The sequence below is a fragment of the Ferrimonas sp. genome (assembly GCF_048263965.1).
Taxonomy (GTDB): domain Bacteria; phylum Pseudomonadota; class Gammaproteobacteria; order Enterobacterales; family Shewanellaceae; genus Ferrimonas.
This window is the reverse complement of the sequence record NZ_JBLXDO010000015.1, coordinates 39,348-66,312: the sequence shown is the minus strand read 5'-3', so window position 1 is coordinate 66,312 and position 26,965 is coordinate 39,348. Positions and strand designations below refer to the sequence as shown.

Sequence of the window (26,965 nt, the reverse complement as noted above, 5' to 3'; positions counted from 1 at the left end):
CTTTCAAGGGGGCAATTAAAAATTTTTCCCTGTGGATGGCAGGGATATGGGGCCTGCAGAGAAAAAACCAAGGGGGGAGTGCAAAAATTTGATCAAAATCCGTGCCCAGACAGAATTGTATAAAATATAATAATTGCGCCTATTGTATGGTTTCCGTGAAGTTTTCCAATGGTTAAGAATCAACGCCGTGCCCTGATGTACGGCGGCGGGGCGGTGCTGGCCTGGTCCACCGTCGCCTCCGCCTTTAAACTTTCTCTGCAGCACCTGTCTCCCAGTCAGTTGCTGCTCTATGCCGCCCTGGTTTCGACCCTGGCATTGGCTGCCATGGTGGTGGCCCAGGGAAAGGGCGCGCTGGTGAGATGCCAGCTTCGAGCCACGCCGATGCGCTACCTGCAAAGTGGCCTGCTTAACCCTTTCCTCTATTATCTGGTGCTCTTTGGCTGTTACGACCTGCTGCCCGCCCAACAGGCCCAGCCGCTGACCTACACCTGGGCCATCCTGTTCAGCCTGCTGTCCGTCCCCCTGCTGGGACAGAAACTCAAGGCCTGGGATCTGGTGGCCGCGGCGGTCGCCTATGGCGGCGTCGTGGTGATCGCCACCGGCGGACAACTGCTGGATTTCGAGATGGAGTCCCCAATGGGTTATGGGCTGGGAATGCTGTGCACCCTGCTGTGGTCGCTCTACTGGATAGTTAACGCCAGGGACAAGGGCGATCCTGTGGTCAGCCTGCTGCTGAGTTTCCTGATTGGCTTGCCCTTTATCTTTGCCGTCAGCTGGTACAGAGACGGGCTGGCACTGCCCAGCCTGGAGGGCCTGGCAGGCGCAGCCTATGTAGGACTGTTCGAGATGGGCTTTACCTTCGTGCTCTGGCTTAAGGCACTGAAGAGCGCCGAGCGCACCGCCCCCATCACCAATATGGTGTTCCTGGCCCCCTTCCTGTCGCTGTTCTTTATCTCCACCCTGGTAGGAGAGACCATCGCCCCCGCCACCTTCACAGGCCTGGCGCTGATCGTCCTGGGCCTGGTGAGCCAGCAACTGGGCCCCAGGCTCAGACCGTTACGACGCTCCAAGATGGCCGACTCAGGCTCCCTGTGATCCCCAGGCTTCGGCGGCGCCCAGCAGCGCCGCCTGAGCCGGTTTGCCACTGTCGCTGGCGTGCAGAGTCAGGCCGATGCGACGGAACATCCTTGGCGCGTCCAGGGCCACCTGAACCAGATCATCCGCGGTCTCCAGCACGCCCCAGGGCAGAAACGAGATCCCCACCCCGGCACTGACCAGGTGTCTCACCTGAGTCTTATGCTGAGCCTTGGCCACCAGGTTGACCGCAAACCCCTCACTGGCCAGCAGGCTCAGGGTCTGCTGATGAGCCTCGCAGGCCACGCACTCAATAAAATTGAAATCATTGAGATCGGCAATGGATACCCTGCCCCGTCCTGCCAACGGATGTCCCTTGGGAACACAGAGCACATAGTCCTCCTCCCACAAGGGCAGAAACAGTTCATCCTCCCGCTTAAACACATCCAGGGTCACCCTGGCCTGGGCCTGCTCATCCTCATGATCCAGCAGCTCCAGGCTGAGCTGGGGCACCAGTTCGGTACAGTGCCTCAGAAAACGGGCATAGTGGCTGGGACTGACGTCGTGAAAGTTTCCCAGTGACAGGGGCACGCGGGCACTGGCGTCATCAAACAACCGACTCATCTTCTCCATCTGCCCCAAAGCCTGCAGCGCCAAGGGATAGAGCTGATGGGCCTCATCGGTGAGATCCACCCCACGCTTGTGACGACGGAACAAAGTGACCCCCAGTTGCGACTCCAGCTGCTTGATCGACGCCGACAGAGAGGGTTGGGAGATAAACACCCGCTGGGCAGCGGCAGTGATGGCACGCTCCTCGAATACCGCCACGAAGCAGCGTAGCAACCTTACATCCATAGGAAACACCTATCTCTAACAGAGAAAATTAATATTTTAAGGCTATGAAGCCTAGCACTATAGTGAGCGCCATCGCCAGGGCCGTCGCCCTGCATCACCCCCTTGGAGAGAATGTTATGACCAAGCCTCTGGTAATCATCACCGGCGCCAGCTCAGGCATCGGCGAAGCCACTGCACGCACCCTATCCGCCGCCGGCCACCCGCTTTTGTTGTTGGCCCGTCGCCTGGAGAACCTGGAGGCGATGAAGTTGCCCAACACCCTGTGCCGCAAGGTGGATGTCACCGACATCAACAGCTTCGCCACCGCCATTGAGGAAGCCGAAGCCCAATTTGGCCCCGCTGACTGCCTGATCAACAACGCCGGTGTGATGCTGCTGGGCGATGCCCATAGCCAGGATCCCGCCGAGTGGCAAAAGATGCTGGATGTGAACGTGATGGGCCTGATGAACGGCATCCACCTGGTACTGGGCAAGATGCGTGAGCGTAAGTGTGGCACCATCATCAACATCAGCTCCGTCGCTGGCCGTAAAACCTTCCCCAACCACGTAGCCTACTGCGGCACCAAGTTTGCCGTTCACGGCCTGTCTGAAACTCTGCGGGAAGAGGTCTGCGGCGACGATGTCCGGGTGATCACCATCGCCCCAGGCGCTGTAGAGACCGAACTGCTGAGCCACACCACCAGCGACGCCATCAAAGAGGGCTATGGCGAATGGAAGGAGAGCATGGGGGGCGTCCTGGCGGCCCAGGATGTGGCCAACGCCATTGAGTACGCCTACCGCCAGCCGCAAAACGTTCATATCCGAGAGATTGTTTTGACCACCACCCGTCAGCCCGCCTAATCTTCTCTCCGTATTGGAGTCTTGCCCCACGCTTTGTGGGGCAAGCCCCGCCTCCCCAACGCCAACCCAGTTCACGAACAGCGCTCACACCCTTGTGAACCCAGAGCGCAAAAATGCTATGCTCCCCGGCAACCAGACTGCGTTCGGAGAGAGATAATGGCAGCCAGATGGGCACTTTTAACAACAGTTATCACGACTTTATCCCTGGCACCGATCTCCTTATCTCAGGCGCAGGGAAAAGCCGCCGAGCGACTGGAAAGCGCCCTTGCAAGAATGCCTGGCGGCACCTTACCGGTGCAGCTCACTCTGGTGGCCATCAAATCGGACTATCGTCTGGAGGTCTGGGGCGCCGATGTACAGGGTAACTGGCACCCATTGCGCACCTATCCCATCATGGGATTCAGTGGCGGCCCCGGCCCCAAGCTGAAAGAGGGCGATCTGCAGGTGCCCGAGGGTGTCTACCGTCCTGTGGCCCTGAACCCCAACAGCAAATACCACCTCTCGGTCAAACTCAACTACCCCAATGGCCTGGACAAGCACTATGCCAGGGAAGAGGGACGCACCCACCCCGGAGGGGATATCTTTATCCATGGTGACAAGGCCTCCAGCGGATGTCTGGCCATGGGCAACACCGCCATCGAGGAGATCTATCACCTGGTGGAGCAGGTGGGCCTGGGGGACACTCAGGTGGTGATCACCCCGGTGGATCCCCGCACCACCAGGCTGCGTCCCTGGCCCTCCAGCCCGGTGTGGACTGAGCACAAATACCGGCGCATTCGCGACTCATTGGCCAATCTGGGGCACAAAAAAAGCAGCCCGGAGGCTGCTTCTGCGTCAATCATCGCCCCAATCAGGCAGTAGTATCCACTGAGGGCTGATCACTGCCCTTGGAGATCATCACCATGGCAGGGCGCAGCAGGCGGCCGTTCAGCTCATACCCCTTCTGCATCACTGCCATCACGGTGTTGGCAGGAAACTCCTCGCTGGGCTGCATCGCCATCGCCTGGTGCTGGTCAGGGTTAAAGGGCTGGCCCATGGGGTCAATCTCTTTAATTCCAAACTTGTCGACACCGGCCAGGAAGCTCTTGTGGGTCAGTTGCACACCCTCAAGCAGAGGTTTCACCGCTTCATTGTCCGCATCCCCGGTGGCCAGGGCCCGCTCCAGGTTATCGATAACAGGCAGCAGCTCACCGGCAAACTTCTCCAGGGCAAACTTACGGGCCTTCTCCACATCCTGAGCGCTGCGGCGACGGACATTTTCCATCTCGGCGAGAGCACGAACGACGCTGTCCTTCTGCTCTTCCACCTTCGCCTGGGCAGCTGCCAGGGCGTTTTCCAGTTCCTCAATGCGGGCGGCCTGTGGATCCTGCTCGGCATCAGCCTGCTGTTGTTCCATCTCAACCTCTTCTGGCTGCTCCACTTTTTGCTGCTCGTCGCTCATTTCAACTCCGGCTAAAATACTTTATTCCCAAAGGCTCTGAGCCTATTATGGGGACTGATTTACGGACTTCAAGGGCCACAGAGCCACAAGATTCCCGTCCGCCCTACAGATGAGCAGAAGATGCAGACACACTTCAAATCCATTGGCCTTATCGGCAAGCCTCGTCATGAAGGCGCAAACCAGACCCTGGCGCAGCTATTCTATTGGCTGGATAAGCAAGGATATGAAGTACTTATCGAGTCAAACATCGCCCGGGAGCTCGGCTGCACCAAAGCTGAGGCTGTGGAGATCAACGAGATTGGTGAACGCTGCGACCTGGCCATTGTCGTGGGTGGCGACGGCAACATGTTGGGGGCAGCCCGAGTGCTGTCCCGCTACGACATTGCCGTATTGGGGGTGAACCGGGGCAACCTGGGCTTCCTCACCGACGTGGACCCGGACCAGTTCAAGCCCACACTGACCAAGGTGCTGGCAGGCGAATTCGACACTGAAAGACGATTCCTGCTTCGTACCGAAGTGCATCGTCACGGAGAGCAGAAAGCTCACAATGTGGCCGTGAACGAAGCCGTTCTCCACGCCGGCAAAGTAGCCCACATGATCGACTTCGAGGTCTATATCGATGGCCACTTCATGTACAGCCAGCGAGCGGACGGGATGATTGTCGCCACCCCCACAGGATCGACCGCCTACTCATTGAGTGCCGGTGGTGCCATTCTCACCCCCAAACTCAACGCCAACATTCTGGTGCCGATGTTTCCCCACACCCTCTCCTGTCGCCCCATCGTGGTCAATGGCGACAGTGAGATCACCCTGAAAGCCTCCTGCAACAGTCAGTCATCGGAACTGGCCATCAGCTGCGACAGCCAGGTAACCCTGCCCTGTCAGCCCGGTGACGAGATCCGCATTCGCAAGGCGGACGCCTGCCTACGACTGATCCACCCCAAGGGCTACAACTATTTCGAAGTCCTGCGCAGCAAGCTAGACTGGGGCAACAAACTGTTCTAGCCCGCTCCGGGCATGTTGCACTTTCGTGGGGGAACTTGCAGCCCAGGGGCAACCTGCCCTGCCTACCAGGGGATCGATTTACCATCTCGCAAGAAGGCGCCATTGGGGCCCTGGGGATCCAGGGTCGCCGCCCAGGTGATCCAATTGGCTGACTCTGCAGGGTCCCGGCTCGCTTGGGGCCCGCCCATGTCGGTCCTGGCCCAGCCAGGGCAGACGGAATTGACCTTGATCCCCTCATCGGACACCTCGGAGGCCACCACCCGAGTCAACGCATTGAGGGCCGCCTTGGACACCCTGTAGGCCACCTGCAACTCTCCCATCTCCGCCAGGGAGCCATATCCTGAGGAGACATTGACGATCCGGCCATACCCTCTGGGGCGCATCAAGGGCAGAATCATCTTGCACATCAGCATGGCGCCGGTGACATTGGTTGTCAGGGTTTGCTGCCACTGCTCCAGGGTGATGTCAGACAGGGACTGCCCCTGGTCGATGAAAACCCCGGCGTTGTTTACCAGCACCTCAACCCCGCCAAACAGCTGCCCCAACCAGGCCCCCAACGCATTAATCTGCTCGGCATCGCACACATCCAGCATAAAGGGGCTGGCCTCGCCTCCCCGCTCCCGAATGGACTCCGCCACCTGGGTGGCGGCCTCATGGCTTCGGGCACAAGTCACCACATGGTATCCCTTTTCAGCCAACTGATGCGCCACGTGCCACCCCAGTCCTCTGTTACTGCCGGTCACCACTGCTATCATGCTGACACCTCCAAAAATCGTCCTCCATGAAACATAGAAGGCGGTTACCCGCTGTACAACTTTTTGTCTCTGTTGCTTTACTGAGCAAAAAAAAACTCTATACTGTCTTTCCATACAGTATGTCTATTCATACAGGAAACTGAGATGCTGAGCCAACTGACGGTCTCCAATTTCGCCATTGTAAAGTTCCTTGAGCTGGAGTTTTGCTCCGGAATGACCACCATCACCGGGGAAACCGGTGCCGGTAAGTCCATCGCCATCGATGCCCTGGGGCTCTGCCTCGGAGGCCGGGGGGAGGCTGCCATGGTGCGTCCGGGCGCGCCCCGGGCTGAACTGTCGGCCTGCTTTGACATCAGCGCCATTCCCGACGCCATACACTGGTTAAAGGAGAATGAGCTGGACGACGAGGACCAGTGCATCCTAAGGCGCAGTATCAGCAGTGAAGGCCGCTCCAAAGCCTGGATCAACGGTCAACCGGTGCCTCTGGCGCAGCTTAAGGCTCTGGGCCAGATGCTGCTGACCATCCACGGTCAGCATGCCCACCAGGGGCTGCTGCAAAGCCAGACTCAGCAAAACCTGCTGGACAACTACGCCGCCCATCATGGCCTGCTTGAGGCTTGCACCAGCTCCTACCGACGTTGGAAACACCTGGATAATGAACTGGTGCGGCTGCGCGACGAGCAGGAGCAGCGCCAGGCCCGGCGCCAGTTGCTGGAGTACCAGGTTCAGGAGCTGAATGAATTTGGCCTGGAACCCGGAGAATTTCAGGCTATTGAAGCTGAACACAAACGACTGGCCAACTGCACCACTCTGATGGAGCAGAGCCAGCGTGCCTGCTACTTTCTCAGTGAAGGGGAGGAGGTGAGCGCCCTTTCCCTGCTGCAACAAGCCATAGGTGAGGTTGAGGCACTGGCCGAGGAAGATGCCGCCCTGGCGCCGACGGTGGAGCTTCTGCATGAGGGGCTGATTCAGCTGCAGGAGGGAGCCGCCGAGCTGGATCGCTACCATCAGAGCCTGGAGATGGACCCAGAGCGGTTCCACGAACTGGAGGATCGACTCTCCAAAGCCATGACCCTGGCGCGCAAACATCAGGTTAAGGCCGCCGAGCTGGCCGAGTTCCACACCCAGTTGGCCGACGAGCTCTCTGCCATCGGTGCAGGTGAAGAACGCCTTGAGCAGTTGGAGCTGGAGCGTGACCAGGCAAGAGAGGCCTGTGGTCAATCCGCTCAGAGACTCAGCAAGAGTCGCCAGCGATATGCCAAAGAGCTGAATAAACAGATCACCGCCAACCTCAGGGAGTTGGCCCTGCCTCACGCCAAATTCCAGATAGAGGTGAATTTTGAGCCCGAGTCGCTCTCCCCCAGCGGCAGCGACCGGTTGCAGTTTTTGGTCTCCACCAACCCGGGTCAGCCTCTGCAACCCCTGGGCAAAGTGGCCTCAGGGGGCGAGCTGTCCCGAATCAGCCTGGCGATCCAGGTTATCACCGCCCGCAAAGTGGCCACCCCCACCCTTATCTTCGACGAAGTGGATGTGGGGATCTCCGGGCCTACCGCTGCCGTGGTGGGACGGATGCTCCGTACCCTGGGAGAATCCACCCAGGTCTTCTGTGTTACCCACCTGCCTCAGGTGGCCGGCAATGGCCACAACCATATGTTCGTCAGTAAATCCACCAAAGGAAAAGCCACCGAGACTCTGATGGTTACTCTGGCCCAGACTCAGCGTTTGGATGAACTGGCCAGACTGCTGGGTGGAGACAGCATCACTGACGCCACCCTGGCCAATGCCAGAGAACTCCTGGTCAAAGAGTAATCACCCTCTGAAAATCGACCGGTGCCGGCCCATCCGGCACCCCGATCCCACTTTCTCCCCTCATGTGATCCCCAGCAAATCCACTTGCGAGTTTTTTAGTCAGGTTCGCAAGATCTTCATCTAAAAATCTGAGTTTTGCGGATCCAGCCGACGAAACTGCGGCTTTTCCAACAGAGGTAATGTTTCTGTCATATCTCACAAACTTTCAGGAAAAAGTCTGCGAAAAGTCACAAAAGAGGGGTGATGGACGGGTTATTTTGATTCCAGATAGAATTTTAATTTCAAACTTAAAGGAGACAGCCCATGTCCGTAGCGAAGTTTTTTATTCCTTCCGTGAACACTCTGGGCACCGGCGCCGTGGATGCAGCCGCAGACGATATTCTCCAGTTGGGCTTCAAGCGTGCCCTGATCGTCACCGATAAGGTGCTGGTTGAGGTAGGCCTGGTTGCTCAGGTGGTAGACAAACTGGCCACCCGTGGCCTGGAGACCGTTGTATTCGACGGTACCCAGCCCAACCCAACCGTTGGTAACGTAAACGACGGTCTGGCTCTGCTGAAGGAGAACGACTGTGACTTCGTTATCTCCCTGGGCGGTGGTTCACCACACGACTGTGCCAAGGGTATCGCTCTGGTAGCCGCCAACGGTGGCGACATCCGTGACTACGAGGGCGTGGACAAGTCCGCCAAGCCTCAACTGCCTCTGGTTGCCATCAACACCACCGCTGGCACCGCGTCCGAGATGACTCGCTTCTGCATCATCACCGACGAAGATCGTCACATCAAGATGGCCATTGTGGACAAAAACACCACTCCCATCCTGTCTGTTAACGATCCTCAGCTGATGGTTGGCAAACCCAAGTCTCTGACTGCTGCCACCGGTATGGACGCACTGACCCACGCCGTTGAAGCCTATGTGTCTATCGCTGCCAACCCCATCACCGACGCCTGTGCAGAGAAAGCGATCACCCTGATCGCCAACAACCTGCGCAATGCGGTTGCTGACGGTTCTGACATCGAAGCCCGTGACCAGATGGCCTACGCGCAGTTCCTGGCAGGCATGGCCTTCAACAACGCCAGCCTGGGTTACGTACACGCCATGGCTCACCAGCTGGGCGGTTTCTACGACCTGCCACACGGTGTATGTAACGCCATCCTGCTACCGCACGTCCAGGCTTACAACGCCCAGGTGGTTCCCGAGCGCCTGGCCGACGTAGCCCGTTGCATGGGTATCGACACCACCGGTATGACTGCTGCTGACGGTGCCGAAGCGGCTCTGAACGCCATCCGCGAGCTGTCCGAGGACATTGGCATCCCAGCCAACCTGACTGAACTGGGTGTTAAAGAGGAAGACATTCCTACTCTGGCCACCAACGCATTGAACGATGCCTGTGGCCTGACCAACCCCAAGCAGGCCACTCACGAGGAGATCAGCGCCATCTTCCGTGGTGCCCTGTAATAAGGTTATCCGTGTAGTGTGCAAACCAAGGCCGGCCTAGCCGGCCTTTTTTTATCCCTATGTTGCCCCTGGTTACGGGAACCTCCTGAGAGGCGGGCAGTCCTAGTGGTATTGAATTTCCCTTTCTCCCCCGGGCTGGGGTATTATCGCGTTTCACTTACAGGGGATAACGATTAACAGCATGAAGCAGTGTAAGATTTGGTTGGCCGCGGCTCTGACCGCAGCAACCCTCAGCGGGTGTTCGGCGTTTGACAGCCTGGTGTACAAGATCGACATTCCTCAGGGCAACTTCATCGAGCAGTCTCAGGTAGAAAAACTGAGAGTTGCCATGACTCGTGAGCAGGTGGAGTTTATTCTGGGCCGCCCAGTATTGCGGGACTCCTTCGCCGACAACACCTGGTACTACGTTTATCAGTTCAAGAGCGGTCGCACCAATGAGATCACTCGCAAGGAGCTGATCATCAAATTTGAACAGGACAAGGTCGCCTCAGTGAGCGGTGACTACACACTGTCTGAACAGTTTGATACGCCCTTGAGCATCTCTGGTCCTCAGTAAGAAAAAAGCCGGCATCGCCGGCTTTTTTGATCTCTCCCCTGGCATCCGACCCGGAGTCATTGAGAATAGTTCTCGCTATCACCGGTTCAAGGAGATGACTTTGACCCGCATCAGTCTGTTTGGATGTGGCTGGCTGGAGCTCCCCCTGGGAAAACGCCTGGCCGAGGCCGGGTACGGCGTCAGGGGAAGCACCACCACCGAAACAAAATTGTCGCAGCTTCGTCAGGCGGAGATCGACCCTCACCTACTGACACTCACCCCGGCTCCCCTGCTGGCACTGGAAGCAGAATAGAAAACGGGCTCCAATGGGAGCCCGTTTTTCTCTGTCAGATGGCTTATTCGGCCTTGGCTTTGGCCTGTTCGGCCCGGCGCTTACGCACCTCTTTGGGGTCTGCAATCAGCGGCCGGTAGATCTCGATTCGCTCACCGGGCTTCACCTCATAGTCCAGCTTCACCTGGCGGCTGAATACCCCAATCTTATTCTTGGCAAGATCGATGTCCGGATGCCTGGACAGTATGCCGCAGGCCTGAATCAGCGCCTGGGCACTGTTGCCCGGTTCAGCCATGGCCTTGACCACGGTCGCCCCTTGCGGCAAGGCATACACCACCTCAACCTGAAAACTCTTATCCACGGTATACCTCCTTGGCACGCTCGGAGAACGCCATCACCATATTTTGAGCCAGGTCATTGAAAACCTTGCCAAAAGCCTTCTGGGTGACCGGATTATTGAATTCAAAATCCAGGCAGAGCTCCACCTTACAGGCCGCTTCAGTAAGCGCCTTGAAGCTCCAGGTCCCTTTCAGGGCCTGGAAGGGACCCTCTTTCAGGCTCATGGTGATCGCATCCGGTGCCTGCAAACTGTTTACCGTGGTAAAACTCTGGGCAATGCCAGCCTTCTTGACCGAGACGGTTGCTACCATCTCCTCTTCAGTATGGCTATGGACCTCTCCGCCAATGCAACCAGGCAGAAACTGCGGATATGACGCCACGTCATTGACCAGGTCATACATCTGCTGCGCACTGAAGCGGACCAGCGCGCTGCGGTTTATCTGCGGCATCGATTCACTCTCCCAACTACAATTCCCGGGCATTGTAACAATCCCTTGCCCAAGGTCATACCAAATCTACGGCAGACGGGTATAATACGCCGCTATGGCTAAGAAAAGTTCTAAAAAATCCAAGCCCACCTCCTCGACCATCGCCCTGAATAAGAAGGCGCGCCACGAGTATCACATCGAGGAGAAGATTGAGGCAGGTCTGTCCCTGATGGGATGGGAAGTGAAATCCCTTCGCGAAGGCAAGGTAAACCTCACCGAAGGCTTTATTCAAATTAAAGATGGCGAAGCCTACCTTCACGGCGTCACCATTACTCCCCTTAACACCGCCTCCACCCACGTGGTGGCCGATCCCCTGCGTCTGCGAAAGCTGTTGCTTAAGCGCCGGGAATTGGATCGCCTCATTGGTCAGGTGGAGCGCCAGGGCTACAGCATGATCCCCACCGCCCTCTATTGGAAGAAGGCCTGGGTGAAGCTGGAGTTCGGTCTGGGTAAGGGTAAGAAACAACACGACAAGCGCGATGATGCCAAACAGCGTGACTGGGACCGTGAAAAAGCCCGGGTCATGAAGGGTTCCAAGCGCTGATCGCCTAATGCTTATCCACACTGGCCTTGGCGTCCTCTGTGGATAAATGGTATAGTAGTTCTACCTGGGGTCGATTTTGGATTCGACGGGATTCTCGAAACCCAAGGTGCATGCCGAGGTGCGGTTGGCCTCGTAAAAAAGCCGCATTTTAATAGTCGCAAACGACGAAACTTACGCAATCGCCGCCTAATAAGCGGTAAGATCGCCTACCTCCAATCCCCCGCCTATTGGGAAAGGGTCAAGGTAGTCAAGCCATATAGGATCGCGCGGCGTCTTCTCCAGTAGACAAAGCGTTAAACTCAATCTGGATCGCCCAGGTGAAGCCTGCCGCTCGGCGCCACTATGGGTTAACTAAAAGAGCCGGCTAAGCATGTAGGACCGAGGATGTAGGTTTTTCGGACGGGGGTTCAACTCCCCCCGACTCCACCAAACATCATTAAAAGCCCACCGCAAGGTGGGCTTTTTTGTGCCTGGTCGATGGTGCGTCGTCCTACCTTTGCCGCCAGAGCAACCACCCCTTATGCATCTCCATCACCACCAGCAACAGCAGCGCCGCCAGTAGCAGAGATGTCCACTGGTCCAAGGTGACCGGTGCAGCCTGCAGAATTCCGGCAAGCCAAGGGGTATGCATCGCCCACAGGTGGACCAATTGTGCCGCCAGGGTGCCAAACACCAGCAGAGGATTGCCCAAGATGGGATGACGGAACAGCGACAGAGTCTCTGAGCGACTGTTGAACACCTGAACATTCTCAAACAGGACCATCATCAGCAGAGTGAGATTTCGTGCCTCATCCACACTGGCACCCAGAGCCAGTTGCCACTGGAACAGCAGGAAGGCCATGGGCCCTATGGTTAACGCCGACAGAATCACCCGTTCAAGCATCAACCGGTTGAAAATGGTCTCTTGGGGATCCCTGGGAGGGCGTATCAACTCGTTGCCCTCCGCCGGCTCGAACGCCAGAGCCACATCCTGGATGCCGTTGGTGACCAGGTTGAGCCACAGTAACTGCACCGCAGTCAGGGGCAGAGGCAACCCGGCAAGCAGAGCCAGGGTAAACAGCACCAGCTCGGCGGCGGCAGTGGAGATCAGCAGGAACACCACCTTACGCACGTTGGCGTAAGCCACCCGGCCCTCCTCCACGCCCGCCAGTATCGAGCTGAAATTGTCGTCGGTAACAATGAGATCACTGGTTTCCTTCGCCACCTCGGTGCCACTTTTGCCCATGGCCACGCCCACCTCCGCCGCCTTGAGAGCAGGAGAGTCATTGGCACCGTCACCGCTGACCGCCACAAAATGGCCCAGGCGCTGCAGTGAGTGAACGATGTCCAGCTTCTGTACCGGCTCCACCCGGGCAAACACCCGTCCCCGGTCGACGATGGCGTCCATCGCCTGCGCCCCACCTGCTTGCCTCAGTGACTCGCCGGTCACAATCTCATCGGCCCGCTCCGCCAGCTCCAGATTTCTTGCCACCGCCAGGGCGGTAATGGGGTGATCCCCGGTGACCATCACGACCCGGATCCCCGCCCTCTTGCAATCGGCCACCGCCTGGGCTGACTCCGGCCTGAGGGGGTCCACCATCCCCACAAGGCCCAACAGGGTCAGCCGATTCAGGCTGGCATGCTCCAGTTCACCATCACTGTGCAGCTGCGACGGCGCGGTTCCCTCCGCCACCGCCAGCATACGAAAACTCTCCGAGGCCAGCGATTCCGCCACCCTGCGCAGCTCCTCATCTTCCAGAGGCACATCCCCTTCCGAGGTCGCCATGGTGGCGCACATGGGCAATATTCGCTCTGGCGCCCCCTTTACCGACACCTGAACCCGGTCACCGCAACGGTTGGCACTGGCACAGAACATCCGTTCAGACTCGAACGGCAGGCTGGCCACCTCCGGGCATTGCCCAAGTAGGGCTTCCTTCACCAACCCCAGTTTTTTGCCCATCACCAGCAGTGCCACGTCGACCGCGTCGCCCTGTCCCTGCCAACTGCCGTTGTGATGAAGCAGATGCGCGGGGTTGCACAGGAGTGCCGCCCGCGCCAGTCGCTGCAGCCTCTGCTGTTGGTTTTCGGTCAAGGGTTCCTGGCCTTCGACCCTTCCCGTCGGCTCCAGACCCTCACCGCTGACCGTCAGGATCTTATCTCCGGGCAGCACAACCCTTTTGACCGTCAGGCGATTGACGGTCAGGGTGCCGGTCTTGTCGGAAGCGATGCAGGTGCAGGAACCCAGCGCCTCCACGGAGATCAGGCGCCGGACGATCACCTGCCGTTTGGCCATACGCCCCTGACCAATGGCCAGTGCCACAGTCAAGGCTACGGGCAAACCTTCAGGAATCACCGACACAGCCAGAGCCACAGCAAGGAGAATAATCTCCATCAGGCCAGCCCCTTGATAGAAGGCCACCATCGCCATCAGCGACACCGTCCCTGCCACCATCAGCGCCACACGGCGGACAAAGATTTCCATCCTCACCAGCAGCGGCACCTTGGCGTCGGGGTCCCCCATCACCTGGGCGGCAATCCGCCCGATCTGGGTGTCCAGGCCGGTGGCCACTACCACGCCCCTCGCCCTCCCCCTTCCAACCAGAGTACCGGCAAACACCATATTGCGACGGTCCCCCAGGGCTGTCTCTTCCGGTAGGGTGGTGTCATGCCGCTTGGTCACAGGCAGAGATTCTCCTGTCAGCAAAGACTCGTCGATGGCGGTGTCATGGCAGCTCAACAGCCTCAGATCCGCGGGAACCCGGTCTCCCGATTCCAGCAGCACAACGTCCCCGGGTACCAATTCCTCGGCCAGCAAATCGTAGGGTTCGCCACTTCTGAGTACCCGGGTCCGGGTTGCGACGACCCGCTGCAGCGCCTCGGTGGCCCGCTGGGCGGAAAATTCCTGAACCGTGCCAATGGCAGCGTTGATCATCAGGATGGCGGTGATGAATAGGGCATCGGTCAACTCCCCTGTCAGCAAAGACAGCAGAGCCGCCAGCATCAGAATGTAGATAAGAGGGCTCTTGAACTGGCGAAGGATGATCTCCAGCACCCCAGGTGATGGGGGTTTCGGCAAACGATTGGGGCCATAGCGGCGCAATCTCAGCGTCGCCTCATCAGACTCCAGTCCGGTGGTGGAGGTTTCCAGGCGAACAAACAGGGCCTGGGTCTCTTCCGCCCAGGGGCAGGCGTTGGCGGCACCTCGGTTCCCTTCCCTCTCCCTTTGCTCAATAAACATGTTCACCTTCAGCCCTCCCTCACCTCCTAGGTATAGGTCAGAGGCGATGACAGCAGCCAGTGACTTCGGCAGAAAATCACCGTGAACCACTGATCTAGGTCAAATAACTTCCAGACAGGCCCCTGCAACACTTCGGGACAACTATGCTTTGGAAGACCCGTAGCCAGGTGTGGGAGGGACAGGCCTGTCATGAGCACAGATAGCGGCATCATCAGCAAGGTGGGCCAGCCACCGTCAGCCAGCAACCTGGGCAACTACACCGAACAACGCCGCCAGTTCAGCTGGCGATCGCCGCCGATGACCCCCATGGGGCTGCCCGAAGGGGGACTCAACATCGCCTACGAGGCCCTGGATGCGCACCTTTACGATGGCGAAGGGGAGCGCACCGCACTGCGTTGGCTGGGTAAGTCGGGAGAGCAACTGAGCCTGAGTTACCGTGAACTGATCCAGCTAAGCGCCCGCTTTGCCAGCGCCCTGCCCACCATAGGTGCCGGCCGCAACAGCCGGGTGTTCAGCCTGCTCGGTCGCCGCCCGGAGCTCTATTACACCGCTCTGGGCACCCTGCGTGCCGGTGCGGTGTTTACCCCGCTGTTTTCCGCCTTTGGTCCTGAGCCGGTGCGCGCCAGGATGGAGATTGGCCAGGCCAATCTGCTGCTGACCACCGAAAAGCTCTACCGCAAGAAGGTGGCCTCCTGGTGGCGGGAGTTGCCCCAGATGCAAGGGGTGATCCTGGTGGATGTCGACCACACAGAGGAGCCGGGCTGCATCGCCCTTGGTCCGCTGCTGGCCCAAGGGGACCCCAACAGCCCCTGCGCCAAAACCGGACCGGAAGATATGGCATTGCTGCACTTCACCAGCGGCACCACGGGCCAACCCAAGGGGGTAATTCATGTCCACCAGGCGGTGCAGATGCATATGCTCTCTGCCCACTTTGCCCTGGATCTGCGCCCCGGCGACATCTATTGGTGCACCGCCGATCCCGGCTGGGTCACCGGCACCTCCTACGGCCTGATAGCCCCCCTGTGCCTGGGGGCAACCCTGGTGGTGGATGAAGCGGAATTTGATGCCCTGCGCTGGTACCGCATCCTCGAGGATCTCAAAGTCAACGTCTGGTACACCGCTCCGACCGCCATCCGGCTGCTGATGCGAGCCGGTGCGCCTTCGCCTCAGTGTGACCTGTCGGCACTGAGGTTTATGGCCAGTGTCGGTGAGCCGCTGAATCCTGAGGCGGTGGTGTGGGGCCAGCACAGCTTTGGCCAGCCCTTCCACGACAACTGGTGGCAGACCGAGACCGGCGCCATCATGATCGCCAACTACGCCGGGGAAGCGGTCAAGCCCGGCTCAATGGGACGCCCCCTTCCCGGCATTGAGGCTGCCATCCTGTGCCGCCGTGTCGATGGCACCCTTGAAGAGTCACACCAAGCCGGTGAAGTGGGGGAACTGGCCCTGAAGGTGGGCTGGCCCTCCATGTTTCGTGGCTACCTCAATCAGGAGGAGCGCTATCGGCGCTGCTTCGAACAGCAGTGGTACTTGAGTGGTGATCTGGCCAGCCGGGATGAGGATGGCTACTACTGGTTTGTGGGGCGAGCTGATGACCTGATCAAATCCTCCGGCCACCTGATCGGCCCCTTCGAAGTGGAGAGCGCCCTGATGGAACACGAAGCGGTGGCTGAAGCTGGCGTCATCGGCAAGCCAGACCCGGTGGCAGGCGAGGTGGTTAAGGCGTTTGTGCTGCTTAAGCCCGGTGTCGAAGCCGATGAGACTCTGCGCCTCGCCCTGATGGGGCACGCCCGCAAGCGCCTGGGCGCCGCCGTGGCGCCCAAGGAGATCGCCTTTTGCCAGCAACTGCCCCATACCCGCAGCGGCAAAATCATGCGCCGATTGCTGAAGAACCGGGAATTGGGCCTTCCCGAGGGAGACACCTCGACCCTGGAGAGGGAGGAGCGATGAGCAACAAACTTCATATCGGTCGGGATCACCTGATGCGGCAGCTCAGGGAGATGATGCGCATCCGCCGCTTCGAAGAGCGCTGCGAAGAACTTTATGGCCAGGAGAAGATCCGAGGCTTCCTGCACCTGTGCATCGGCGAGGAGGCTATCGCCGTTGGGGTAATGGCGACGCTGCAACAGAGCGACTCTGTGGTTTCCACCTATCGGGAGCATGGCCATGCGCTGGCGCGGGGCGTCCCCATGGGCTCCGTGCTCGCCGAGATGTATGGCCACAGCAACGGCTGTTGCCGGGGCCGCGGCGGTTCCATGCACCTGTTCCATCGCCAGCACAACTTTTGCGGCGGCAACGCCATCGTTGGTGGCGGTCTGCCCCTGGCGGCAGGACTGGCAATGGCCGCCAAACGGCAGGAGCGCCGTGACGTCGCGGTCTGTTTCTTCGGTGAGGGCGCCGTGGCTGAAGGGGAGTTCCATGAAGCCCTCAACCTGGCTGCCCTTTGGCAACTGCCGGTGCTGTTTGTCTGTGAAAACAACCAGTACGCCATGGGTACCGCCCTGAGCCTCTCCGAATCAGAGACCGACATCGCCCGCAAGGCCACCGGCTACGGCATTGTCTCTGCCAGGGTAGACGGCATGAACGTAGTCGATGTGGAAACCGCCGCCCGCACGGCGGTGGAAGCGATCCGTTCTCAGGGCCAACCCAGATTCCTGGAGTGCCTGACATACCGTTTCCGGGGTCACTCCAGCTTCGACGGCCAACTCTACCGCGATAAGGCCGAGGTAGAACAGTGGAAAGAGAAGGGGCCGGTGCGACGCCTGGTCGGTTGGCTCAGGGAAAACAATCACCTCCAGAGTGAGGAGCTGCGGCAGATGGAGCAGGAGGTGGACCAGGAGATTGACGATGCCGTCCGCTTTGCCGAAGCCGGAGAGCCGGAGGCAGTGAATGACCTCTATCTCGATCTCTACAGTCCGTCTCAGCAGGGAGAGAGCCAATGAGCGAACAGCTGACCTATCGTGACGCCCTGAGAGCCGGCCTGGATCATGCCCTTTCTACCGATTCCCGGGTCCTGCTGATGGGAGAGGACGTGGGCCGCTACGGCGGCTGTTTTGCCGTCAGCAAGGGGTTGCTGGAGCGGTATGGACCCGAGCGGGTGGTCGATACCCCCTTGTGCGAGTCCGGGTTTGTTGGAGTGGGAATCGGCGCCGCCATCGGTGGCCTGAGGCCCATCGTCGAGGTAATGACGGTCAACTTCAGCCTGTTAGCAATGGACCAGATCGTGAATACCGCCGCTACCCTGAGACACATGTCCGGGGGCCAGTACCATGTGCCTCTGGTGATCCGCATGTCCTGTGGTGGCGGCCGCCAACTGGCGGCGCAGCACTCCCATAGCTGGGAAAACCTCTATGCCCACATCCCCGGCCTCAAAGTGATTTGTCCCGCCACCCACACCGATGCCCGCCATATGCTGGGCCAGGCCCTGGCGGATCCGGATCCGGTGATCATCTTCGAACACCTGATGCTGCTTAACGACAGTGGCGAGGTGGCCCCCGAGCCTGAGGCGCCCATGGAGCAGGCGCTGGTGCGCCGACCCGGCCGCGATCTGACCCTCATCAGCTATGGAGGCAGCCTGCCCAAGACAATGGAAGCCGCCCTTCGGTTGGCCTCAGAAGGGATTGAAGCAGAGGTGATAGACCTGCGTTGCCTACGGCCGTTGGACCGGGAAGCGATACTGCATAGCCTCAGTCGCACCCATAGGGCCGTGATTGTCGACGAAGGCTGGCAAAGTGGCAGCCTGGCTGCCGAGATCAGCGCCAGCATCATGGAGCAGGCCTTTTGGGAGCTGGACGCCCCCATCCGAAGAGTGTGCTCCGCCGAAGTGCCCTTCCCCTATGCCGCCCATCTGGAGCAGGCCTGCCTGCCTCAGGTAGCCGACATCCTTGAGGCCGCCAGAGCCGTGATGGAAGCCCGCCCATGAACTCACATCACATCGACATCACCCTACCCTCCTTCGGAGCCGACATGGCAGAAGGTCAACTGGTCAAGTGGCTGGTGAAAGAAGGCGACAAGGTCCACCGTGGCGATGTGGTGGCGGTGGTCGAAACCCATAAGGGGGCCATCGATCTGGAAGTATTCCAGGATGGGCGCATCCTGGAGTTGCTGCACCAGCCCGTGGCCACCCTGCCAGTGGGCACAGTATTGGCAAGGATGGAGAGTGACCAGCCAAAGAAGAGCGTCGACGTCCCGCCCCCAGGGATATCAGCACCATCGCCGGTCAGGGGTGAATCAACACCAGCGCCACCACCTGTGGACGCCTCCCGCTCAACTCCCAGAGTGATCGCCACCCCCCTTGCCCGCCGCCTGGCAAGACAAGCCGGTATCAACCTGGCCGAGGTGCACGGAAGCGGCCCCAAAGGAGAAGTGCTACAGCGCGATCTGGCGGATACAGAAGGCACCCGCCAGCCAGTCGAAAAGAGCATGATGGAAGCGGACCCAATGCGGGCAGCGATCGCCACCGCCATGACCCGCTCCAACCGGGAGATCCCTCACTACTACCTCTCCCTTGAGCTGAATCTGGACCCTTGTCTGACCTGGATGGAGCAGCGCAACGCCGAGCGAGAGCCCGAGCAGAGGCTGTTGTTGCCGGCCCTGCTGATGCGGGCCTCCGCCTTGGCACTGGTGGACTTCCCCCAGATGAATGGCCATCTGTTGCCACAGGGCTACCAGCCATCGAACCAGGTCAACGTGGGCCACGTCATCAGCCTGCGCCAAGGGGGCGTAGTAGTACCAGCCATCCGTGGGGTGGAATCTCTGTCGCTGGATCAGGTGATGGAGACTCTAAGGGACCAGGTGCAACGGGCTCGCGGCGGTCACCTTCGCAGCTCGGAACTCAATTGCGCCACCGTGACAATCACCAGCCTGGGAGATCGGGGCTGTGACAGTGTATTCGGGGTGATCTATCCCCCCCAGGTGGCCTTGCTGGGGTTTGGCCGCGTGCGTCAGCAACCAGTGCTTCAGGAAAATCAGTGGCGTCCCGGCCGAATACTGACCGCCACCCTCAGCGCCGACCACAGAGTCAGCGACGGCATGAGCGGTGCTCGCCTGCTGGCGGCCCTGGCAGACCGCCTGTTGAAACCGGAGGAGTTATGAGTGCAGACAACATCGAACAATGGATCTTTAATGCTCTGGCTCGGGTAGCCCCGGAGGTAGAGGGGGACCAGCTGGATCCAGAAGAGGACATCAGAGAGGCGTGCGACTTGGACTCCATGGACTTTTTGATCCTGCTCACCAATCTCAAACAGGAGTGCGGCATCAGCATACCGGAGCGGGATTACCCTCAGGTGATGACCCTCGCAGACATGCGTCGCTACCTGGCCCGGCACCTGATCCGCTGATCCCGCCGGAAGTTTTAGCCATAACCCGCCAAATCACCATTTCTTACCGGTATCTACCCCAAATACCGCGTGATCTTGCCCACATTTTCACCACTTGGATAAAGGTCACTTTTTAACCTTGAAAAATCTTCATTGTTAACATAACCCCAGCTTACAACGCCTGCAGCACGGGGGATTGAACGTATAGGGAGAGTAAACTCCTTCAATTAACGTCAATTTTCCATCACAACTCTAGATATGAAATCAACAACGAGTTAACATCCGGAGTGTCAGGAGCAACACACATTAACAGCCCCTAAACAAGGTTCAATTGCTCTTATCTCTGCCTGGGGCTGCAATCCAATAATAAATCGACTTTAGGGAGAACAGAATGTTCGTGAAGTCTAGCTTGGCCAAGTCCGTTAGGTTGGCTGTAGTATTTGGCGCAGCCGCATCTTTGGCTCAGCCTGCTGTAGCCGCCGAGGAAGGCAATGACGAGGGAAGCGAAATAGAGAAGATTACCGTTACCGGTTCTCGTATCGCCCGTCCTGAATTTACCCAACCCGCCCCAATCGTAAGCATCGGATCCGACGAAATTGCCAAATTTGGTAACGTCGACCTGGGTTCTATCCTGGCCGAACTGCCTGCAGTGGGTGCAACCGACACCATCATTGGTAACAACAACAGTAACGCCCTGGCCGGTATCAGCTCCGCTGACCTGCGCCGCCTGGGTGCCAACCGTACTCTGGTACTGGTCAACGGCAAGCGTCACGTAGCCGGTGCCCCTGGCTCCGCTCAGGTTGACTTGACCACCATCCCCGCCTCCCTGATTGAGCGCGTGGAAGTGGTAACCGGTGGTGCGTCTGCGATCTACGGTTCCGATGCGGTATCCGGTGTTGTAAACATCATCCTGAAAGACAACTTCGAAGGTTTCGAGCTGGATGTGGGTTACGGTAACTCCATGGAAGGCGTGGACACCGAAGGTCACGTGATCAGCCTGCTGGGTGGTGCTGACCTGTCTGACGGCCGTGGTAACGTGACTTTCTTCGCCAACTACGACCGCACCAAAGAGGTGATGTCCACTCAGCTGCGTCAGCTGGATGGCTGGGGCACAGTGGGCAACCCTGACAACACCGGCGAAGAAGACGGGATTCCAGATCGTCTGCGTGTACCCCGCGTATACTCAGAGATGATCAACGACACCGGTGTGATCAACCCCTTCGGTGGCGATGCTGGTCGCTGGACCTTCGATCAGAACGGCAACCCCATGTTGCAAACCGAGCGTGACCTGTCTAACAGCTTCGCATTCGGTAACTTCCCCAACGGTTGTGACACCTGCTTCAACCCTGAAGAGTACGAGAACTACATCCCGGGTGTTGAGCGTATCACCGTAGGTTCTACCTTTAACTACGATCTGACCGACAACGTTCAGTTCTTCTCAGACTTCAAATACGTAAGCTCCGAGATCAAGCAGCAGTTCCAGCCCTCCTTCCGCTTCGGCAACATCACCATCGATGTAGAGGACAACCCATTCCTGGATGAAGGTCTGCGTACCACCCTGCTGGATGCCGGCCAGACCAGCGTCAGCATGGCCAAGTTCTTCGACGAACTGGGCAACCGCTCTGCCGACAACCAGCGTGACCTGTTCCGCTTCGTTGGCGGCTTCAAGGGTGACTTCACCCTGAGCCAGACCGACTTTAACTGGGAGGTGTTCTACGTTTGGGGCGAAACCCGCAACGAGCGTAAGACTCTGAACGACCTGATCCCCGACAATCTGGTTGCAGCCATTGATTCAGTGATTGATCCTGAGACTGGCGAAGCCGCCTGTCGCAGCCAGGTGCCCAGCGAACAGGGCGAAGGCTACCAGGATCCAGCCTCTGTTAACGGCGATCAGTGTGTGGCCTACAACCCCTTCGGTTTCGGTCAGGCTTCTGAAGCGGCACGTGACTTCGTCTCTGCCGACGTAACCCGTAACGACAAGATCACTCAGCAGGTGATGGGCGCCACCCTGGCTACCGACTCTTCCGAGCTGTTCGAACTGCCTGGCGGTCCGGTAGACGTGGTTGTGGGTTGGGAATATCGTGAAGAGACCTCCGAAACCACCACTGACGAGTTCACCAAGGCTGGCTTCCTGACCAACGCGGCAACTCCGGACTCCTACGGTGAGTACGACGTTACCGAATACTTCATCGAAGTTAACCTGCCCATCATTCAGGGCATGACCGGTATCGAAGAGCTGACTCTGGACGCCGCCTTCCGTGGCGCGGACTACTCCCACGCCGGTAACGCCGATGCGTGGAAAGTGGGTGCCTTCTACTCTCCATTCGACGGCCTGAGCTTCCGCGGTACCATTGGCGAGGCAGTACGTGCGCCTAACGTCGGCGAAGCTTTCGATCCTCTGTCTCCTGGTTTTGCCCGTGTATCCGATCCATGTGACGCGGACAACATCAGTGACGATCCGGATCGCGCCGCCAACTGTGCTGCCCTGGGCATGCCTCCTGGCTTCGAAGCCAACGACAACGTGAGTGTGGACCTGCTCTCCGGTGGTAACCCCAACCTGGAGTCCGAGACCTCCAAGTCTAAGACTGCTGGTATCGTGTGGAGCCCCAACTTCATCGAGAACCTGTCCATCACCGTTGACTACTACGACATTGAGATCGAAGACGCGATCATCTTCGTAGCAGCTCAGGACGTTGCCGACAACTGTGTTGACGCCACCGGTGGCCCAGACGCCAACTTCTGTTCTCAGGTTGACCGTGACCCCAACACCTTCGACATCACCCTGGTGCGTTCCGGTTACCTGAACGCCGCTGCCTACAACACCCGTGGTATCGAGCTGCAAGCCAGCTACTCCATGGACCTGGGCCCAGGTGAACTGGACCTGAACCTGGTTGGTAACCAGCTTCTGGAACTGGAACAGTTTGAGTTCCAGGATCGTCCAGACGAGGTGAACGACGAGAAGGGTGAGGTTGGTGATCCAGAGCTTCAGTTCCGACTGAGCGCCAACTACCGCTGGGATGACATGACCGTAAACTGGGTGACTCGCTTCATCGATAACTCCGTTACCTATGATGTGTCCCCCAACGGCGGATCTCCAGAGGACGTAAGCCCTCACTACGTACCAACCATCGTTACTCATGACCTGGGTGGTACCTACAACTTTAACGACACCGTACAGCTGCGTGCCGGTATCCGTAACCTGTTTGACAAACTGCCCCCAGGTTACACCGTTAACCCGATCTACGATCTGGTTGGCCGTCGCTACTACGTAGGCGTTAACGTTAGGCTGTAATCTCCCTGCCTAAACTTGAAAGGCGCAGCTCAAGCTGCGCCTTTTTTATCTTCTGGCGATCCAGCTCTCATCCACCGCCTCCTCCCTGTGACACCGCATCACGAACATCACTACGAAAGTGGCGGATTTCCATACAGAAAAAGTCATTTGCTGATCAAGTAACAATGGTCAGACCTGGACGGCCGCAATAGAGCTCGCCAAGAAATAACGAAAAAATATATATAATTCATGCGCATGACAAAAAACAAACACCTTTTGGGAATATGCTGCATGTAACTTTATTCCGTTTTATTATTAGAATTTGCTTCACCTTTTACTACAAAGTGTGACCTCCCTAAAGGAAGTTGAAGCGATGAAGTTCTATCCTTGTCACAATTTTTTTGTAATCGAAGACTGCAATGGCGACGACAACTAAGGTAACGACCGTAAAACGGGGGCTGGATGTGCCCCTGGCCGGTGAACCCCGGCAAGAGATCGACGGCCGCCTGTGTCCCTCCCATGTAGCCCTGCTCGGCGAAGAGTACGCCGGCCTCAAGCCCACCATGCTGGTGGAGCTCGGGGACAGGGTGAAGAAGGGCCAGCCGCTGTTTGAGGATAAGAAGCAGAAGGGTGTGCTGTACACGGCCCCCGCCGCGGGGGTGGTCAGCGCCATCCACCGGGGCGAACGCCGAGTGCTGCAGTCCGTGGTGATCGACATCGAAGGGGACGAACAGATGCTGTTCGACTGCTTCGACGATCTCGACGGCCTTACCCGGGAGCAGGTACAGACCAATCTGCTGGCCAGTGGCCTGTGGACCGCCCTGCGCACCCGTCCCTTCTCCCGCGCTCCTAAGCCCGGCAGCACCCCAGCGGGCCTGTTCATCACCGCCATGGACACCAACCCGGTGGCGGCAGACCCCAGGGTCGTCATCGCCGAAGAGGCCCAGTCCTTCGCCGACGGCCTCAAGGTGCTCAGCACCCTGACCGACGGCAAGCTGTACCTGTGTCACGATGCTGGCGAGGATCTGCCCGGTGCCAACCTGCCCCAGGTAGAAACTCACCGCTTCGACGGTGTGCATCCTGCAGGCCTGGTGGGCACCCATATCCACCACATTCTGCCGGTCAGCCTGGAGCGTCAGGTGTGGCACATCGGCTACCAGGATGTAATCGCCGTGGGCAAGCTGTTTACCACAGGTGAACTGTACACCGACCGGGTGATTGCGCTGTCCGGGCCGGACATCCTCGATCCCCGTCTGGTGCGCGTCCCCCTAGGGGCAGAGCTTACTCGCCTTCTTAGGGGCGAGCTCAAGCCCAGCCACTCTCGCGTGGTCTCCGGTTCCGTGCTCTCCGGCCATACCGCCGACGGACCCCACGACTTCCTGGGTCGCTTCCACAATCAGGTGACCGTGCTCACCGAGGACAGTGAGCACGAGCTGCTGCCCTGGGAACGGCCTTCTCGGAAAGCATTCTCCATCGCTCGCAGTCTGGTCTCCCTGTTTGCCGGCAAACAGAAGTTCGACCTGACCACCCAGACCGGGGGCTCCAAGCGCGCCATCGTGGCCTTTGGCCAGTTTGAGAAGGTGATGCCGCTGGATATCCTCCCCACCCTGCTGCTGAGAGATCTCATCTGCCAGGACACCGATGAAGCCCAGGCTATGGGCGCATTGGAACTGGATGAAGAGGACTTGGCACTGTGCACCTTTGTCTGCCCGAGTAAGTATGACTTCGGCAAGGAGCTGCGCACCTGTCTGGACATTATTGAGAAGGAGGGCTGATGAGCGGTTCCAACCCCAAAAAACGCCAAGAGGCGTATTACGCCCACGGCAACTCCATGAAGGCCTTCATGCGGTCGCTGTTTGTTGCCCATGCCCGTCCGACTTCGGGTAAGGTACACATCCGCGACGGCATCGATGTAAAACGCACCATGTGGGTGGTGATGTGGTGCCTGGTGCCAGCCATGCTGTTTGGCCTCTACAACCAGGGCCTTCAGGCGCAGATCGCCATAGCCAGCGGTGCCGAAGCGGCCAATGGGCTGTTCAGCGCCCTGTTTGGCGGGCTGAACGCCGACAGCGGCGTCCTGGCCAAGTTTACCTACGGCGCCTGCCTGTTCCTGCCCATCTACGTTACCGCTCTGGCGGTCAACCTGTTCTGGGAAATAGTCTTTGCCCGAGCCCGTGGTCAGGAGCTGCATGAGGGCTTCCTGGTCACCTCCATGCTGTTCGCCCTGATCCTGCCCATCTCCACCCCGCTGTGGATGGTGGCCCTGGGCGTCACCTTCGGTGTGGTAATGGCCAAAGAGGTGTTCGGTGGCCTGGGCTGTAACTTCCTCAACCCGGCTCTGGCGGGCCTGGCGTTCCTCTACTTCGCCTACCCCACGGTGTTTGCTGCCCCGGAACAACTGGTGGCCGTAGACGGCTACACCGGTGCCACTGACCTGGCTCTGGCCGCCAAGGGCAAGCTCGCCTTTGCGGATTACCCCTGGTACCAGGCGTTCACTGACTCAGCCTGGTGGGATGCGTTCCTGGGACTGACCCCGGGCGCCATTGGCGAAACCAGCACCCTGGCCCTGCTGATTGGCGGCGGTCTGCTGATGCTCTCCAGCCTCTCCTCCTGGCGAATCGTTGCCGGCGTGTTCATCGGCATGGTGGCCACCGCCACCCTGTTCAATGTGATCGGCTCCGACTCCAACCCCATGTTTGCCATGCCCTGGACCTGGCACCTGGTGACCGGCGGCTTCGCCATCGGCATGCTGTTTATGGCCACGGATCCTGTGACCAGTACTTACACCCGTAAAGGACGCTGGGCCTACGGCATCCTCATCGGTTTCATGGTGGTTCTGGTTCGTGTGGTCAACCCCAAGATGGCCGAAGGGATGATGCTGGCAATTCTGTTCAGCAACCTGTGGGCACCGATTTTCGATTATCTGGTGGCACGCGCCAACATCAAGCGGAGGCTGTCACGCAATGGCATTTAATAAAGATTCCGTGCTGGGAACCATGGTCTTCAGCGTGGTTCTCTGCCTGCTCTGCTCCTTCATGATCACCGGCACCGCCGAGGTCCTGAAAGAGCGCAAACTGGCGAAGAAGCGCAGCGAACTCAAGCGCTACGTGCTGGTCGCCGCCAATATTCAAGGCGACAACATCGAGGAGCTGTTCGACAGTCGTGTCACCCCGATGCTGGTCAACCTGGACAGCGGCACCACTGAAGATCTCAGCGCCAACGAGATTCTGGACTTCGACGACCGCATGGCGGCCATCAACCCTGAGACCTCCATCAAACCGAAGAAGGACACCGCCCGCATCAAGCGCCGCGCCAACCAGGCCCGGGTGTTCAAGGTTACTGACGAAAGCGGCCAGCTGGCCAGTGTGGTGTTCCCCATCCATGGTAAGGGCCTGTGGTCCGTGGTGTATGGTTATGTGGCCATTCAGCCAGACCTGAACACCATCGAAGGACTGGTGATCTCCGAGCACGGGGAAACTCCGGGCCTGACCGATTTCCTGAAAGACACCAAGTGGCTCTCGGGTTGGCACAACAAGCAGATCTTCGACGACAGCGGCAAGCCTGTACTGGCGGTAGTCAAAGGCGGCGCCAAGAAGGGCGACGTTCACGGTGTCGATGGCGTCAGTGGCGCCACCAAGACCGCCCGGGGTCTGCAGAAAGCGGTGAAATTCTGGTTCGGTCCAGAGGGCTACCAGAACTTCCTGAACACCATTAAGAAGGAGGCTTGA

Annotated in this window: 23 protein-coding genes, 1 other RNA gene and 1 pseudogene; 19 read left to right on the top strand and 6 right to left on the bottom strand. The window is 58.8% G+C overall.

The genetic code is table 11. The features are described from left to right. The first annotated feature begins 168 nt into the window (after window positions 1–168). Complete coding sequence (locus ACN0RV_RS13670; RefSeq protein WP_417348334.1) at window positions 169–1,095, top strand: DMT family transporter; 927 nt, start codon at window positions 169–171, stop codon at window positions 1,093–1,095. On the opposite strand, the gene ACN0RV_RS13665 is transcribed toward ACN0RV_RS13670, so the two are convergent. Continuing rightward, entirely contained in the window at window positions 1,081–1,929 is an 849-nt protein-coding gene (locus tag ACN0RV_RS13665) for a LysR family transcriptional regulator (RefSeq protein WP_417348332.1), read from the bottom strand. The two genes, ACN0RV_RS13670 and ACN0RV_RS13665, sit on opposite strands and share 15 nt — an antisense overlap. A gap of 116 nt (window positions 1,930–2,045) precedes the next feature. Between ACN0RV_RS13665 and ACN0RV_RS13660 the strand changes: the two genes are divergently transcribed. Together ACN0RV_RS13660 and ACN0RV_RS13655 are read left to right on the top strand one after the other, a co-directional pair. Next, window positions 2,046–2,768 (top strand): SDR family oxidoreductase, encoded by a 723-nt coding sequence (locus ACN0RV_RS13660; RefSeq protein WP_417348330.1) that lies wholly within the window; start codon window positions 2,046–2,048, stop codon window positions 2,766–2,768. 273 nt (window positions 2,769–3,041) lie between these two features. Then, complete coding sequence (locus tag ACN0RV_RS13655) at window positions 3,042–3,629, top strand: L,D-transpeptidase family protein (RefSeq protein ID WP_417348328.1); 588 nt, start codon at window positions 3,042–3,044, stop codon at window positions 3,627–3,629. Here the strand turns inward: ACN0RV_RS13655 and grpE are convergent. Further along, the gene (gene grpE / locus ACN0RV_RS13650) at window positions 3,619–4,209 is read right to left on the bottom strand and encodes a nucleotide exchange factor GrpE (RefSeq protein ID WP_417348326.1); all 591 of its coding nucleotides are present in this window, start codon (window positions 4,207–4,209) and stop codon (window positions 3,619–3,621) included. The two genes, ACN0RV_RS13655 and grpE, sit on opposite strands and share 11 nt — an antisense overlap. A 120-nt stretch (window positions 4,210–4,329) precedes the next feature. Between grpE and nadK the strand changes: the two genes are divergently transcribed. Beyond that, window positions 4,330–5,214, top strand: coding sequence for an NAD(+) kinase (gene nadK, locus ACN0RV_RS13645; RefSeq protein ID WP_417348324.1), 885 nt, complete (start codon window positions 4,330–4,332; stop codon window positions 5,212–5,214). A gap of 62 nt (window positions 5,215–5,276) precedes the next feature. Here nadK and ACN0RV_RS13640 read toward each other — a convergent pair whose 3' ends face one another. Next, a complete protein-coding gene (locus ACN0RV_RS13640; RefSeq protein WP_417348322.1) occupies window positions 5,277–5,969 on the bottom strand; it encodes an SDR family oxidoreductase in 693 nt (230 codons plus the stop codon). A gap of 144 nt (window positions 5,970–6,113) precedes the next feature. Here ACN0RV_RS13640 and recN point away from each other — a divergent pair, with 144 nt between their 5' ends. The 4 genes and pseudogenes from recN to ACN0RV_RS13620 all read left to right on the top strand — a co-directional run bounded on the left by recN (window position 6,114) and on the right by ACN0RV_RS13620 (window position 10,081). After that, window positions 6,114–7,778, top strand: a complete 1,665-nt coding sequence (gene recN, locus ACN0RV_RS13635) for a DNA repair protein RecN (protein WP_417348321.1) — start codon at window positions 6,114–6,116, stop codon at window positions 7,776–7,778. Window positions 7,779–8,081: 303 nt separating this feature from the next. After that, window positions 8,082–9,233 (top strand): L-threonine dehydrogenase, encoded by a 1,152-nt coding sequence (gene yiaY, locus ACN0RV_RS13630; protein WP_417348320.1) that lies wholly within the window; start codon window positions 8,082–8,084, stop codon window positions 9,231–9,233. Between the two features lie 181 nt (window positions 9,234–9,414). Then, window positions 9,415–9,777 (top strand): annotated as a pseudogene (locus tag ACN0RV_RS13625) (outer membrane protein assembly factor BamE); the annotation flags it as partial. A gap of 112 nt (window positions 9,778–9,889) precedes the next feature. Next, window positions 9,890–10,081, top strand: a complete 192-nt coding sequence (locus ACN0RV_RS13620) for a hypothetical protein (protein WP_417348319.1) — start codon at window positions 9,890–9,892, stop codon at window positions 10,079–10,081. Window positions 10,082–10,124: 43 nt separating this feature from the next. On the opposite strand, the gene ACN0RV_RS13615 is transcribed toward ACN0RV_RS13620, so the two are convergent. Next, window positions 10,125–10,421, bottom strand: coding sequence for an RnfH family protein (locus ACN0RV_RS13615; RefSeq protein ID WP_417348317.1), 297 nt, complete (start codon window positions 10,419–10,421; stop codon window positions 10,125–10,127). Further along, entirely contained in the window at window positions 10,414–10,848 is a 435-nt protein-coding gene (locus tag ACN0RV_RS13610; RefSeq protein ID WP_417348315.1) for a type II toxin-antitoxin system RatA family toxin, read from the bottom strand. The genes ACN0RV_RS13615 and ACN0RV_RS13610 overlap by 8 nt, the downstream gene beginning before the upstream one ends. A 94-nt stretch (window positions 10,849–10,942) precedes the next feature. Between ACN0RV_RS13610 and smpB the strand changes: the two genes are divergently transcribed. After that, on the top strand, window positions 10,943–11,431 hold the full coding sequence (gene smpB / locus ACN0RV_RS13605) for an SsrA-binding protein SmpB (RefSeq protein ID WP_286341746.1): 489 nt from the start codon (window positions 10,943–10,945) through the stop codon (window positions 11,429–11,431). Between the two features lie 66 nt (window positions 11,432–11,497). Next, window positions 11,498–11,860, top strand: a transfer-messenger RNA (tmRNA) gene (ssrA, locus tag ACN0RV_RS13600). Window positions 11,861–11,921: 61 nt separating this feature from the next. Here ssrA and ACN0RV_RS13595 read toward each other — a convergent pair. Further along, on the bottom strand, window positions 11,922–14,648 hold the full coding sequence (locus ACN0RV_RS13595; RefSeq protein WP_417348371.1) for a cation-translocating P-type ATPase: 2,727 nt from the start codon (window positions 14,646–14,648) through the stop codon (window positions 11,922–11,924). A gap of 189 nt (window positions 14,649–14,837) precedes the next feature. Between ACN0RV_RS13595 and acsA the strand changes: the two genes are divergently transcribed. The 9 genes from acsA (at window position 14,838) to ACN0RV_RS13550 (ending at window position 26,965) form a co-directional block, all read left to right on the top strand. Next, window positions 14,838–16,598, top strand: coding sequence for an acetate--CoA ligase (gene acsA, locus ACN0RV_RS13590; RefSeq protein ID WP_417348313.1), 1,761 nt, complete (start codon window positions 14,838–14,840; stop codon window positions 16,596–16,598). After that, on the top strand, window positions 16,595–17,590 hold the full coding sequence (pdhA, locus tag ACN0RV_RS13585) for a pyruvate dehydrogenase (acetyl-transferring) E1 component subunit alpha (protein WP_417348311.1): 996 nt from the start codon (window positions 16,595–16,597) through the stop codon (window positions 17,588–17,590). Before acsA ends, pdhA begins: the two co-directional genes overlap by 4 nt. Further along, window positions 17,587–18,570, top strand: coding sequence for an alpha-ketoacid dehydrogenase subunit beta (locus ACN0RV_RS13580; protein ID WP_417348309.1), 984 nt, complete (start codon window positions 17,587–17,589; stop codon window positions 18,568–18,570). The genes pdhA and ACN0RV_RS13580 overlap by 4 nt, the downstream gene beginning before the upstream one ends. Next, window positions 18,567–19,742, top strand: coding sequence for a dihydrolipoamide acetyltransferase family protein (locus ACN0RV_RS13575; protein WP_417348307.1), 1,176 nt, complete (start codon window positions 18,567–18,569; stop codon window positions 19,740–19,742). Before ACN0RV_RS13580 ends, ACN0RV_RS13575 begins: the two co-directional genes overlap by 4 nt. Continuing rightward, window positions 19,739–19,987: an acyl carrier protein gene (locus tag ACN0RV_RS13570; RefSeq protein ID WP_417348305.1), complete on the top strand. Its 249-nt coding sequence runs from the start codon at window positions 19,739–19,741 to the stop codon at window positions 19,985–19,987. Before ACN0RV_RS13575 ends, ACN0RV_RS13570 begins: the two co-directional genes overlap by 4 nt. A 370-nt stretch (window positions 19,988–20,357) precedes the next feature. Then, on the top strand, window positions 20,358–23,258 hold the full coding sequence (locus ACN0RV_RS13565; protein ID WP_417348303.1) for a TonB-dependent receptor domain-containing protein: 2,901 nt from the start codon (window positions 20,358–20,360) through the stop codon (window positions 23,256–23,258). A gap of 398 nt (window positions 23,259–23,656) precedes the next feature. Further along, the gene (locus tag ACN0RV_RS13560; protein ID WP_417348301.1) at window positions 23,657–25,012 is read left to right on the top strand and encodes a Na(+)-translocating NADH-quinone reductase subunit A; all 1,356 of its coding nucleotides are present in this window, start codon (window positions 23,657–23,659) and stop codon (window positions 25,010–25,012) included. After that, entirely contained in the window at window positions 25,012–26,211 is a 1,200-nt protein-coding gene (locus ACN0RV_RS13555; RefSeq protein WP_417348299.1) for an NADH:ubiquinone reductase (Na(+)-transporting) subunit B, read from the top strand. The genes ACN0RV_RS13560 and ACN0RV_RS13555 overlap by 1 nt, the downstream gene beginning before the upstream one ends. Further along, window positions 26,201–26,965: a Na(+)-translocating NADH-quinone reductase subunit C gene (locus ACN0RV_RS13550; RefSeq protein ID WP_417348297.1), complete on the top strand. Its 765-nt coding sequence runs from the start codon at window positions 26,201–26,203 to the stop codon at window positions 26,963–26,965. The genes ACN0RV_RS13555 and ACN0RV_RS13550 overlap by 11 nt, the downstream gene beginning before the upstream one ends.

Excerpts from the sequence above, each read along its gene's own strand:
- ACN0RV_RS13670 (WP_417348334.1), top strand. The coding sequence starts at position 169 with ATGGTTAAGAATCAACGCCGTGCCCTGATGTACGGCGGCGGGGCGGTG.
- ACN0RV_RS13665 (WP_417348332.1), bottom strand. The coding sequence starts at position 1,929 with ATGGATGTAAGGTTGCTACGCTGCTTCGTGGCGGTATTCGAGGAGCGT.
- ACN0RV_RS13660 (WP_417348330.1), top strand. The coding sequence starts at position 2,046 with ATGACCAAGCCTCTGGTAATCATCACCGGCGCCAGCTCAGGCATCGGC.
- ACN0RV_RS13655 (WP_417348328.1), top strand. The coding sequence starts at position 3,042 with ATGCCTGGCGGCACCTTACCGGTGCAGCTCACTCTGGTGGCCATCAAA.
- grpE (WP_417348326.1), bottom strand. The coding sequence starts at position 4,209 with ATGAGCGACGAGCAGCAAAAAGTGGAGCAGCCAGAAGAGGTTGAGATG.
- nadK (WP_417348324.1), top strand. The coding sequence starts at position 4,330 with ATGCAGACACACTTCAAATCCATTGGCCTTATCGGCAAGCCTCGTCAT.
- ACN0RV_RS13640 (WP_417348322.1), bottom strand. The coding sequence starts at position 5,969 with ATGATAGCAGTGGTGACCGGCAGTAACAGAGGACTGGGGTGGCACGTG.
- recN (WP_417348321.1), top strand. The coding sequence starts at position 6,114 with ATGCTGAGCCAACTGACGGTCTCCAATTTCGCCATTGTAAAGTTCCTT.
- yiaY (WP_417348320.1), top strand. The coding sequence starts at position 8,082 with ATGTCCGTAGCGAAGTTTTTTATTCCTTCCGTGAACACTCTGGGCACC.
- ACN0RV_RS13610 (WP_417348315.1), bottom strand. The coding sequence starts at position 10,848 with ATGCCGCAGATAAACCGCAGCGCGCTGGTCCGCTTCAGTGCGCAGCAG.
- smpB (WP_286341746.1), top strand. The coding sequence starts at position 10,943 with ATGGCTAAGAAAAGTTCTAAAAAATCCAAGCCCACCTCCTCGACCATC.
- ACN0RV_RS13595 (WP_417348371.1), bottom strand. The coding sequence starts at position 14,648 with ATGTTTATTGAGCAAAGGGAGAGGGAAGGGAACCGAGGTGCCGCCAAC.
- acsA (WP_417348313.1), top strand. The coding sequence starts at position 14,838 with ATGAGCACAGATAGCGGCATCATCAGCAAGGTGGGCCAGCCACCGTCA.
- pdhA (WP_417348311.1), top strand. The coding sequence starts at position 16,595 with ATGAGCAACAAACTTCATATCGGTCGGGATCACCTGATGCGGCAGCTC.
- ACN0RV_RS13580 (WP_417348309.1), top strand. The coding sequence starts at position 17,587 with ATGAGCGAACAGCTGACCTATCGTGACGCCCTGAGAGCCGGCCTGGAT.
- ACN0RV_RS13575 (WP_417348307.1), top strand. The coding sequence starts at position 18,567 with ATGAACTCACATCACATCGACATCACCCTACCCTCCTTCGGAGCCGAC.
- ACN0RV_RS13570 (WP_417348305.1), top strand. The coding sequence starts at position 19,739 with ATGAGTGCAGACAACATCGAACAATGGATCTTTAATGCTCTGGCTCGG.
- ACN0RV_RS13565 (WP_417348303.1), top strand. The coding sequence starts at position 20,358 with ATGTTCGTGAAGTCTAGCTTGGCCAAGTCCGTTAGGTTGGCTGTAGTA.
- ACN0RV_RS13560 (WP_417348301.1), top strand. The coding sequence starts at position 23,657 with ATGGCGACGACAACTAAGGTAACGACCGTAAAACGGGGGCTGGATGTG.
- ACN0RV_RS13555 (WP_417348299.1), top strand. The coding sequence starts at position 25,012 with ATGAGCGGTTCCAACCCCAAAAAACGCCAAGAGGCGTATTACGCCCAC.
- ACN0RV_RS13550 (WP_417348297.1), top strand. The coding sequence starts at position 26,201 with ATGGCATTTAATAAAGATTCCGTGCTGGGAACCATGGTCTTCAGCGTG.